The 8,636-nt window shown below is 74.1% G+C and carries 10 protein-coding genes; 3 read left to right on the top strand and 7 right to left on the bottom strand.

The window, feature by feature from the left end; all coding sequences use genetic code 11:
- Positions 1 to 482: histidine phosphatase family protein (locus KBY19_RS30340; protein WP_210967135.1), on the bottom strand; the 482-nt coding region annotated here is incomplete at its 3' end.
- 146 nt (positions 483 to 628) lie between these two features.
- On the opposite strand from KBY19_RS30340, the gene KBY19_RS30335 reads away from it, so the two are divergent.
- The 3 genes from KBY19_RS30335 (at position 629) to KBY19_RS37365 (ending at position 2,907) form a co-directional block, all read left to right on the top strand.
- Positions 629 to 2,095, top strand: a complete 1,467-nt coding sequence (locus KBY19_RS30335; RefSeq protein WP_210967134.1) for an FGGY-family carbohydrate kinase — start codon at positions 629 to 631, stop codon at positions 2,093 to 2,095.
- 93 nt (positions 2,096 to 2,188) lie between these two features.
- A complete protein-coding gene (locus KBY19_RS30330; protein ID WP_210967133.1) occupies positions 2,189 to 2,704 on the top strand; it encodes a methylated-DNA--[protein]-cysteine S-methyltransferase in 516 nt (171 codons plus the stop codon).
- Between the two features lie 83 nt (positions 2,705 to 2,787).
- Positions 2,788 to 2,907, top strand: a complete 120-nt coding sequence (locus KBY19_RS37365) for an LPFR motif small protein (protein WP_282107131.1) — start codon at positions 2,788 to 2,790, stop codon at positions 2,905 to 2,907.
- Positions 2,908 to 2,929: 22 nt separating this feature from the next.
- Here KBY19_RS37365 and KBY19_RS30325 read toward each other — a convergent pair whose 3' ends face one another.
- The 6 genes from KBY19_RS30325 to KBY19_RS30300 form a co-directional block, all read right to left on the bottom strand.
- The gene (locus KBY19_RS30325; protein ID WP_247691581.1) at positions 2,930 to 3,979 is read right to left on the bottom strand and encodes a zinc-binding dehydrogenase; all 1,050 of its coding nucleotides are present in this window, start codon (positions 3,977 to 3,979) and stop codon (positions 2,930 to 2,932) included.
- 276 nt (positions 3,980 to 4,255) lie between these two features.
- Positions 4,256 to 4,939, bottom strand: a complete 684-nt coding sequence (locus KBY19_RS30320; RefSeq protein WP_099885478.1) for a bifunctional 2-polyprenyl-6-hydroxyphenol methylase/3-demethylubiquinol 3-O-methyltransferase UbiG — start codon at positions 4,937 to 4,939, stop codon at positions 4,256 to 4,258.
- Positions 4,936 to 5,652 carry a DUF2064 domain-containing protein gene (locus tag KBY19_RS30315; RefSeq protein ID WP_185018653.1) on the bottom strand — a complete coding sequence of 239 codons (717 nt, stop codon included), beginning with the start codon at positions 5,650 to 5,652 and terminating at the stop codon, positions 4,936 to 4,938. Before KBY19_RS30315 ends, KBY19_RS30320 begins: the two co-directional genes overlap by 4 nt.
- Before the next feature lie 36 nt (positions 5,653 to 5,688).
- Positions 5,689 to 6,891, bottom strand: coding sequence for an enhanced intracellular survival protein Eis (gene eis / locus KBY19_RS30310; RefSeq protein ID WP_210967132.1), 1,203 nt, complete (start codon positions 6,889 to 6,891; stop codon positions 5,689 to 5,691).
- A 30-nt stretch (positions 6,892 to 6,921) separates the two neighbouring features.
- Positions 6,922 to 8,076, bottom strand: coding sequence for a DegT/DnrJ/EryC1/StrS aminotransferase family protein (locus tag KBY19_RS30305; RefSeq protein ID WP_210967131.1), 1,155 nt, complete (start codon positions 8,074 to 8,076; stop codon positions 6,922 to 6,924).
- Positions 8,076 to 8,591 (bottom strand): cupin domain-containing protein, encoded by a 516-nt coding sequence (locus tag KBY19_RS30300; protein WP_099885474.1) that lies wholly within the window; start codon positions 8,589 to 8,591, stop codon positions 8,076 to 8,078. Before KBY19_RS30300 ends, KBY19_RS30305 begins: the two co-directional genes overlap by 1 nt.
- Between the last annotated feature and the right edge of the window lie 45 nt (positions 8,592 to 8,636).

The following is an 8,636-nucleotide window of genomic DNA, read 5'->3' as shown; positions in this document are numbered from 1 at the left end:
ATACGGAAGGCGGTGTTGTGGGCGACCACCAGAACCGTCTGCCCGTCGTGCGCCGCCGCCACCTCGCGCAGCGCGCCGCACACCCGCGGCGCGACGGCGGTGGGGGGCTCGGAGCCGGGGAAGGCACCGGTCTGGGCGTCCTGGCGGAAGGCCTGCACCGCCTCCGGGTCGTCGGCGGCCATCTCCGCGATGGTGCGGCCCTCGCCCCAGCCGAAGTCGACCTCGCGCAGCCCCTCGTGCACATCGGGCACCAGGCCGAGCGCCCGCGCCGCGGGGCGGGCGGTGCACCGCGCCCGCTCCAGCGGGGAGCTGACCACGGCGCCGATGGGCTGCTGCCGGGAGCGCGCCACGGCCCACTCCCCCAGCTGCTCGGCCTGCCACAGCCCGGCGTCGGTCAGCGCGATGTCGGAGATCCCGGCGTACCGGTTCTCCGCGTGCCAGACGGTCTGGCCGTGCCGTACGAGCAGGAGCCGGGCGGTCATACGTCCTCCAGGACTTCGGTGCGGCGGGCGGGTGCGGCGCGGCGCACACTCCCAGCCCATTGGGCTTCTTCACGTGGAGCGCTATAAATATAACAATCTCGATGTGGAGAGCAGTGCGAACTGCCGGGACTGGAAGGCGAACGGCCATGACTGAAACCGCTGGGGCGATCATCGGTGTCGACATCGGCACCTCCGTCACCAAAGCCGTCGCCTTCGCCCGCGACGGAAGCCGCCTGCACGCGGCCGCACGCCGCTCCACACTGCTGCGCGAGCCCGGCGGCATCGTCGAGCAGGACCTGGAAGAGGTGCTGGCCGGGGTCGCCGAAGTCGTCAGGGAAGTCGGCGCCGCACTGCCCGGTCCGCCCGCCGCGCTCGCCCTGACCGGCCAGGGCGACGGGCTGTGGCTGCGGGACGCGGAAGGCCGGGCCGTACGGCACATGATCTCCTGGATGGACGGGCGGGCGGCGGCGCTGGTCGGCCGCTGGCAGCGGGACGGCACCGTGGGCGAGATCTTCCGGCACACCGGATCGGGCATGTTCCCCGGCTGTCACGCGCCGCTGCTGGCGTGGCTGCGCGAACACGAGCCCGAGGCGCTGGAGCGCGCCGCGGTGGCGGGCTACTGCGTCGACGCCATAGCCCAGCGGTTGACCGGCACGGTCAGCGTGGACGCCTCCGACGCCACCCTGCCCTTCCTCGACCCGGCCACCCGCCGCTACTCCCCCACAGCGCTGGCCGCCTGCGGCGTGGAAGAGGTGGCCCATCTGCTGCCCGAACCCGCCGCGCCGCATGCCGTGCTGACCCTGGACCGGGAAGGCGCCGCGCTGCTCGGCCTGCCCGCCGGGCTGCCCGTCACCTCCGGCCCCTACGATCTGCCCGCATGCGCCCTCGGCAGCGGCGTACGGGAGGTCGGTGACGGCCTGCTGACGGTGGGAACCACGCTGGCCTGCCAGGTGCTCACCGACCGCACGGACCGGGACCCGGCCGGCGAACCCGCCGGGATGTGGCTGTGCACACCCAGCAGCGACCGCTGGCTGCGCGCGCTGCCGGCGATGGTCGGCACGGCCGGGATCGACTGGGCGCTCGGCACGGTCGGCGCCTCCACCGACGACCTGGAAGCGCTGTTGGACAAGAGCCCCGCCGGAGCCCGCGGGGTGGTGGCGCTGCCCTTCCTGTCCGAGGCCGGCGAGCGGGCGCCGTTCGTCGCACCCGGCGCGCGGGCCTCGTTCGAGGGAATGTCGCTGGCGCACGACCGCGCCGACCTGGTGCGTGCCATGTGCGAGGCGGTCGGCTACGCGGCGCGGCACTGCCTGGAGACCGCGGGCCTGTCCCGGACGCTGGCCGCGTGCGGCGGTGGCACCCGCTCCCCGGGCTGGATGCGGACCTTCGCCGGCATCCTCGGCCGTCCGGTGCGGGTACCGGTCGAGACGGAGGTCGGGGCCAAGGGAGCGGCTGTCGTGGCCCGCACCGCGCTGGGCGACCCGGTGGACGAGGAGCAGTGGCACACCGGATACCGGCTGGTGGAGCCGGACGAGAACGACCGGGCCGGGTACGAGCGCGGCTACGCCCGGTACCGCGAGCGGGTGGCGGCGGCACGGGCCCGCTGGGAGGGCTGACCCGGGCCGCACCCCGGGCCCCGATGTCGTTTTTCCGCCAGTGCGCAGCCCGGCGGGGGGCGAGACTGAGGGGGAACGGAGAAGGGACGCGCCATGTACCGCACGCACACCGTCATCGACAGCCCCGTCGGCCCGCTGACTCTCGTCACCACCGACGGGACGCTGTCGGCCGTCTATATGGACCAGCAGCGGCACCGTCCGGCGCAGGAGACGTTCGGCACCAGCGACCCGAGCGCCTTCGGCGAGGTGACGGAGCAACTGGGCGAGTACTTCGCAGGGGAACGCACCCGGTTTACGCTGACGCTCGCACCGCAGGGCACCGGCTTCCAGCGCACCGTGTGGAAGGCGCTGTGCGACATCCCCTACGGCGAGACGCGCTCCTACGGACAGCTCGCCGAACTGATCGGCAGGCCGGGCGCCGCACGCGCCGTCGGGCTGGCCAACGGGCGGAACCCGATCAGCATCGTCATCCCCTGCCACCGGGTCATCGGCTCCACCGGGCAGCTGACCGGATACGGCGGCGGCATCGAACGCAAGCGGCATCTCCTCGACTTCGAGCGGGGCGCCCTCGTGCCGCAGGGAGGCGGTGGCGGGGCCACCTTGTGGTGACGCACCGGAGAAAGGGGTTTGTCTCCGGCCGCGGCGGCCACCCGTGAGGCGAACAGACACCGCGTCGCGCCAAGGAGGACACCATGCTCCGCGCTATCGCCGATGTGCTGCGCGCAATAGGCAGCGCCATCGCCACTGTCGTCACGCTGCCCTTCCGGGCAGTGGCACGGCTCTTCTCCGGAGCCTCCCGCTCGGCACACTGAGCGAGCGGCAGTGGAGCGGACCTCACCCGCCGAAGGTCAGCAGGACCTTCGGCGGGCCGCTTCTGCCCTGCTCCAGCAGGGCGAAGGCCGCACCCACGGACTCCGCGGACAGCGCCGGGAAGACCTCGGCGACAAGCGGGGCCGCATCCAGGACGCCCTGCTCGAAGAGCGCGACGGTGCGGTCGTAGTGGGAGATGCCGTGCTGGATGCCGAGCACGTCCACGCCCTGCAGGGACAGTTCGCCGGGCACGAAGGAGACCGGTTCCCTGGCGACCCCGACGAGGGCGACGCGGCCACCGCGTTCGGCCATCCGCAGCGCCCCGGTGAAGGCCGAGGCCGCGCCGGACGCCTCCACCACGAGGGAGTAGGCACCCTGCGGGGCCTCATCGGCGTGGTGGGCGGCGTCGGCGCCGCAGCGCAGGGCCAGATCGAGGCCCGGCCGGTCGATGCCGATGGCGTGCACCTTGGCGGCGTGCCGGTGCGCGAACTGCACCGCCAGCAGGCCCATGGTGCCGGTGCCGATGACGGCCACCTGGTCGTCGAACCGCAGCCGTGCCCGCTCGAACGCCTCCACCACCGAGACGGCCGGCTCGATCAGCGCACCCGCCGCCTCGGGCAGCCCGTCCGGCAGCGGGGTGAGGGCGTGCGTGGGCACCCGCACATAGTCGGCGGCGCCGCCCTGCAGCCCGTACAGCCCGATCTCCCGTAGCGCGGTGCACATCTGGGCGCGGCCCGCGTGGCATTGGGCGCAGTGGCCGCACGGCACCATCGTGCGGCCGACGACGAGTGAGCCGACGGCCGGGGCGTGGGCCGGGGGCTCGTCGGCATAGGCGGCGACTTCTCCGTACCACTCGTGACCGAAGACGTGCGGGAAGGTGATGCGGCCGTCCTGCAGGAACGCCGACGTACCGTGCAGGATCTCCAGGTCGGTACCGCAGATCCCGACGTGCCGGGTGCGCACCAACACGGTTCCCGGCTCCGGCTCGGGCACCGGGACGGTGGCCAGATCGGTCTGTCCGATACCGGTGATGCGGGCGGCACGCATCGTGCCACCGGGCCAGTTCCCCTTCAACGGGCTTCCTTTCGCGAGGGGCGCGGTGCGGTCGGTGCTCCTGGTCCGCCGCTTCCGGTCACCACTGGATCATGGCACGGGGCTCACACGGCACATCACGAGGGTGCACGGTATGGGTGATGCCACGAGCCGCCAGGTGGGCGGGGTCCTCGGCGTGGGCGGCCGGGACGACCGCGGGGCGCGCGCCCGCCGCGGCCGGCGCGGCCCGGGCCTCGAAGAAGCTTCCGCCGGGCGCACAGGCCGTGCGCCGCGGGTCCTTGGGTGCGGCCTGGTCGGCTACCCGGGAGCGGGGCGCGGAAATCGGTCGCGGCGCAACGCGGTGAAGTCGCGGGTGTCCTTCGACCAGGTGTCCTCCGGGCTCCAGCCCGTGACACGGGCGACGCGGTGCAGGGCCGGGGTGCCCAGCCGCGCCCAGGGGAACGGCGTTCCCCTGGTGCCGCGGGCATTCTCCATCCAGACCTGGAGCCGTTCGTCCACGTCCTCCCCCGCCACCTCCACCAGCAGCAGACCCCCGGGCCGTACCAGGCGGGCGACGCGGCGCAGCAGCAGCGCGGGGTCGCCGCCGATGCCGAGGTTGCCGTCGATGAGCAGCGCGGTGTCCCAGGTGCCGGGCGCGGGCAGCGGGTCGAAGACGGAGCGGCGCAGGGCCCGTCCGCCGCGCAGCACGGTGCGGGAGACGGCAGCCGCGTTGACATCGATGCCGAGCGATGTGTGCCCGTACTCGCCCAGCGCCGCGACAAGGCGGCCGGGACCGCAGCCGATGTCGAGCACGGTGCCCTGGCAGCGGTCCAGGACGGTCAGGTCGGCCGCGTCGGCGACGGCACACCAGCGCTCCACGTCCAAGGTGAGCGACCAGCCGCCGTGGGCGCGCAGATAGAGCGGGCCGCAGCCGAGGCCGAGCGCTTCGGTGTAGGGGTCCTCGGTCCAGGAGCCGGTGTCGTCGCGCCCCTGCCCTCTCATGCCTCCGCCACCCCTGGCGCACCCCGGGGCGGGGCGATCGGCGCGTGGTCCGGGCCCAGCAGTCGCCGCAGCCGCGCGTGTTCGGCGGCGAAGAGGCTCCCGGCGGCCTGGGCGGCGACCGCGGCCGCGTCATCCGGTTCGTCAACGTCCCGCAGTTGCGGCAGGTCACCCACGCGCAGTCCGGCGGCCACGAGCCGGGCGCGCTGCACCGCCCCGGTGGTGGCGGTGGACATGGGGACGCCGCGCAGCAGTGCGGGGTCGGGCGCGGCGAGCCCGAGCGCCCAGAAGCCGCCGTCGGCCGCCGGGCCGAAGTAGGCGTCGTGGTGCTGCCAGGCGTCCGGCCGGGTGGCGGGCGCGAGCAGCGCGGGGGTGAGTTGCGGGGTGTCCATGCCGACGAGCAGCGCGGGTCCCTCGCACAGCGCGAAGGCCGCGGCCAGCCGCTCGTCCAGGCCGCCGTCGGCCTGCGGCACGATCTCGATGCGGTCGCCGCCCTCGTCCGTGCCCGGCAGCCAGGGGCCCGGGCTGCCGTCCAGCACCAGGACGCGGCGGTAGGCAGGCGTCGCCAGCACGGTGCGCAGGGTGTCGGTGAGCGCGGCGGAGGCGAGGGCCGCGGCCCCCTGCGGGGTGAAGGCGGGCGCGAGGCGGGTCTTGGCGCGACCCGCGCGGGGCTCCTTGGCCATGACGAGCAGCGTGGTGGGCTCCGGCACCGGCATCACGCGTCCTCGGTCGGGGGGTGGTGGGCGATCACGTCAGAAGCTCTCGGGCAGCCAGGGCGCGGGCCCGGCGGCCAGCGCGTCCAGCAGGGCGAGGTCGCGTCCGTCGCCGTCGGCCATGCCCAGCCGGGCCGCCTGCCGCAACGGCAGTCCGCCCGCGTACCAGGCGGCGAGAGTCGCCGAGGGCAGCCGCACGGTGCGGGACGAGGGATGGCTGCCGCGCTGGGCGTGCAGCCGGCCGTCCTCGAAGGTGAGCGCGTACGGCGCCGTACTGCCCTTCGGGGAGACGACCTCCAGCCCCAGGCCGCCCCGGGGCTGCGGGTCCCAGCCGCGGGCCTGAAGGGCGCGGCGTACGTCGAGCAGCCGCAGCATCCACGGGTACCAGCCGTCCTCGCGCACCGCGTACTGGCTCAGCGCCCATTGGAGCGGGCTGGGGCGGGGCAGTACGGAGCGGCGGAAGCGGATCTCGCGGACCTGGGGCGAGCGGGCGCCGACGGCCGCCAGCAGGGCGGGCAGCGCGTCCAGTCCTTCGTGCCACAAGTCGTGGACGACGGCGGTGACGCCCCATGGGCTGTGCGGTTCGACGGTGACGGTGGCGTATCCGGCCAGGTCCCCGCGCCGGGAAGCGCTGCCCGTCCCGGTGCGGGAGTCCTCGGGTACGACGCCGAGCGTCAACGCCCCCTCGGTGACGCGCTGCTTCCAGCCGTGCCACCAGGCGGGGCGCCGCAGCGGCCCGTTCCAGCCGGGGCTCAGGCGCTCCCGCAGCCGGGCGCAGGCGGTCTCGTCCGGGACGACCGTCTCGTACCCGGGTGGCGGGGCGGGAAGTTCGGCGGGGTCGAGCGCGTAGCTGGAGGCGACGACTGCGGCCTCCCAGCCCCACCGCCGGTACATCCCGGGGGCCGGCGTCCAGGCGCAGGCCAGCACCGCGCCGTGCTCGCCGCGCAGCCGGTCGGTGCCCTCCTCGGTGAGGCGGCGGGCGAGTCCGGCGCCGCGTTCCCAGGGCGCGACCGCGAGCCAGGCCACGCCGCCGGACGGCACCGGGCGGCCGCCGAAGTGCTGGGCGAAGGGCAGGAAGAGTCCGCCGCCCAGCACCTGGGTTCCGCGTACGGCCACTGTTGCGACGCCGTGGGCGCGCAGGGTGGCGTGGTCGTAGGGGACCTTGCCGAAGGCGTGCCGCGTCTGTGCGAGGTAGCCCTCGAACTCGGCGTCGTCGGCGGCTGTGCGGACGCGGGTCTCCATCAGCTCGGTGTCTCCCTCATCTGACCCTGTTCATCTGCTGGGCCCTCGACCCGCCCTGGAGGTGAAGTAGCCGGTGACCGCGTCGGACACCTGGCCGATCTCCCGTGCGTCCAGGTCGGGCCGGATGGGCAGGCAGAGGGTCTGCCGGGACAGCTCCTGAGCGACCGGGCAGGGATGGCGCTGTGCGGCGGGTGAGGCCAGCGCCGGCTGGTGCGGCAGGGGAACCGGGTAGCGGACGACGGCGTCGATGCCGGAGGCGATCAGGTGCTCCAGCAGTCCGTCGCGCTCCTGTTCGCTCCGGGCGCGCACCTGGAAGAGGTGGTAGACGTGCTCGCCTTCCTCCCCGGGGTGCTGGAAGCGCAGCGGGAGCCCGGCCAGCCGCTCGCGGTAGGTGGCGGCGGCCTCGGCGCGGCGGGCGTTCCAGGCGTCGAGCCGGTCGAGCTTGTGCAGCAGGACCAGGGCCTGGAGGGTGTCGAGGCGGGAGTTGTAGCCGAGGATCTCGTGCCGGTTCTGGTGCGGCTGTCCGAAGTGCCGTAGCAGTCGCAGCCGTTCGGCCAGTTCGCCGTCCTGGACGCTGATCGCTCCGGCGTCGCCGGCCGCGGCCAGATTCTTGGACGGTGCGAAGCTCCAGCAGCCCGCGGCGGAGGCGGTGCCGACCCGCACACCGTGGCTGCGGGCCCCGATGGCCTGGGCGCAGTCCTCGATGAGGGTGACGCCGGCGTCGTGCGCGAGGCGCCGGGCGCGGGGCACGTCCGCCGCTTTGCCGAACATGTGGACGAGGATGACGGCGCGGGTGCGCTCGGTGAAAGCGGCCGGGAGCTGGTCGAGGTCCATCAGGAAATCGTCGTCGCGGCAGTCCACATACACGGGGGTGGCGCCGCGCCGGGCGATGGCCTGCGCGGTGGCGTGGAAGGAGTTGGCGACGGTGACGACCTCGTCGCCCGGCCCGATCCCGAGCGCGTCGAGCGTCAGGATCAGCGCGTCCGTACCGGAGTTGACGCCGACGGCGTGTGCCGCGCCCAGATAGCCGGCCAGTCTCCCTTCGAACTCGGCGACCTCCTGGCCCAGCACATAGCCGCCGCGCAGCAGCAGTTCCTCGATCCGGGACAGCAGCTCCCGCTCACCGCCCTCGAACTGGGCGGGGTAGCGGTACTTGGGCACCCGGAACCCACCGGAGCCGCCCATCAGCGCTCGCCGTGCTCGTCGTCTATCCGGCCGTCGCCCCGGCCGTAGTCGTCCTCCAGGCGGACGTTGTCCGAGCCGTCGTCGTAGGTGGAGACCTCCACCAGCACGATGTCGGTGACGCCCTCCACCCGGTGCACCGCCCCCGGGTCGACGTGCGCGAGCGTCCCGGCGGGCATCGGCAGTCGCAGGGTCTCGCCGTCGCGGGTCTCGCGGTAGTGCATCACCGCCTCGCCCTCCAGGATGAAATAGCTCTCCCGCTTGTGCTCGTGGTACTGGAGGGAGGTGCGGTGGCCCGCCTTGATCCGGATGAACTTGAAGCCGTAGGGGCCGTCGGGCTCCTCCTCGTGCAGCCAGCGCTCCTGGCCCCACAGCTTGACGACCTTCTTGGTGTCGGCGAACTCGATGACCCGTACGCCTGGGGCCACTTCCCGGGCCGGGTGGGCCTCGTGGGCCCCGGTGTCGCCCTCGGGCTCGCTGATGGCGGTGAAGCCGACGTCGGTGGTGGGGCTGCCCATGTGCGGTCCTTCCATGAGGGTGGGTGGTACGCCGGGTGGTCCGGC

Origin of the sequence: Streptomyces sp. B15, from assembly GCF_018070605.1 — a bacterium.
In the GTDB taxonomy this organism is placed as follows: domain Bacteria; phylum Actinomycetota; class Actinomycetes; order Streptomycetales; family Streptomycetaceae; genus Streptomyces; species Streptomyces smyrnaeus.
Note: the sequence above shows the minus strand (reverse complement) of the source record. Positions and strands in the feature narration are given on the sequence as shown.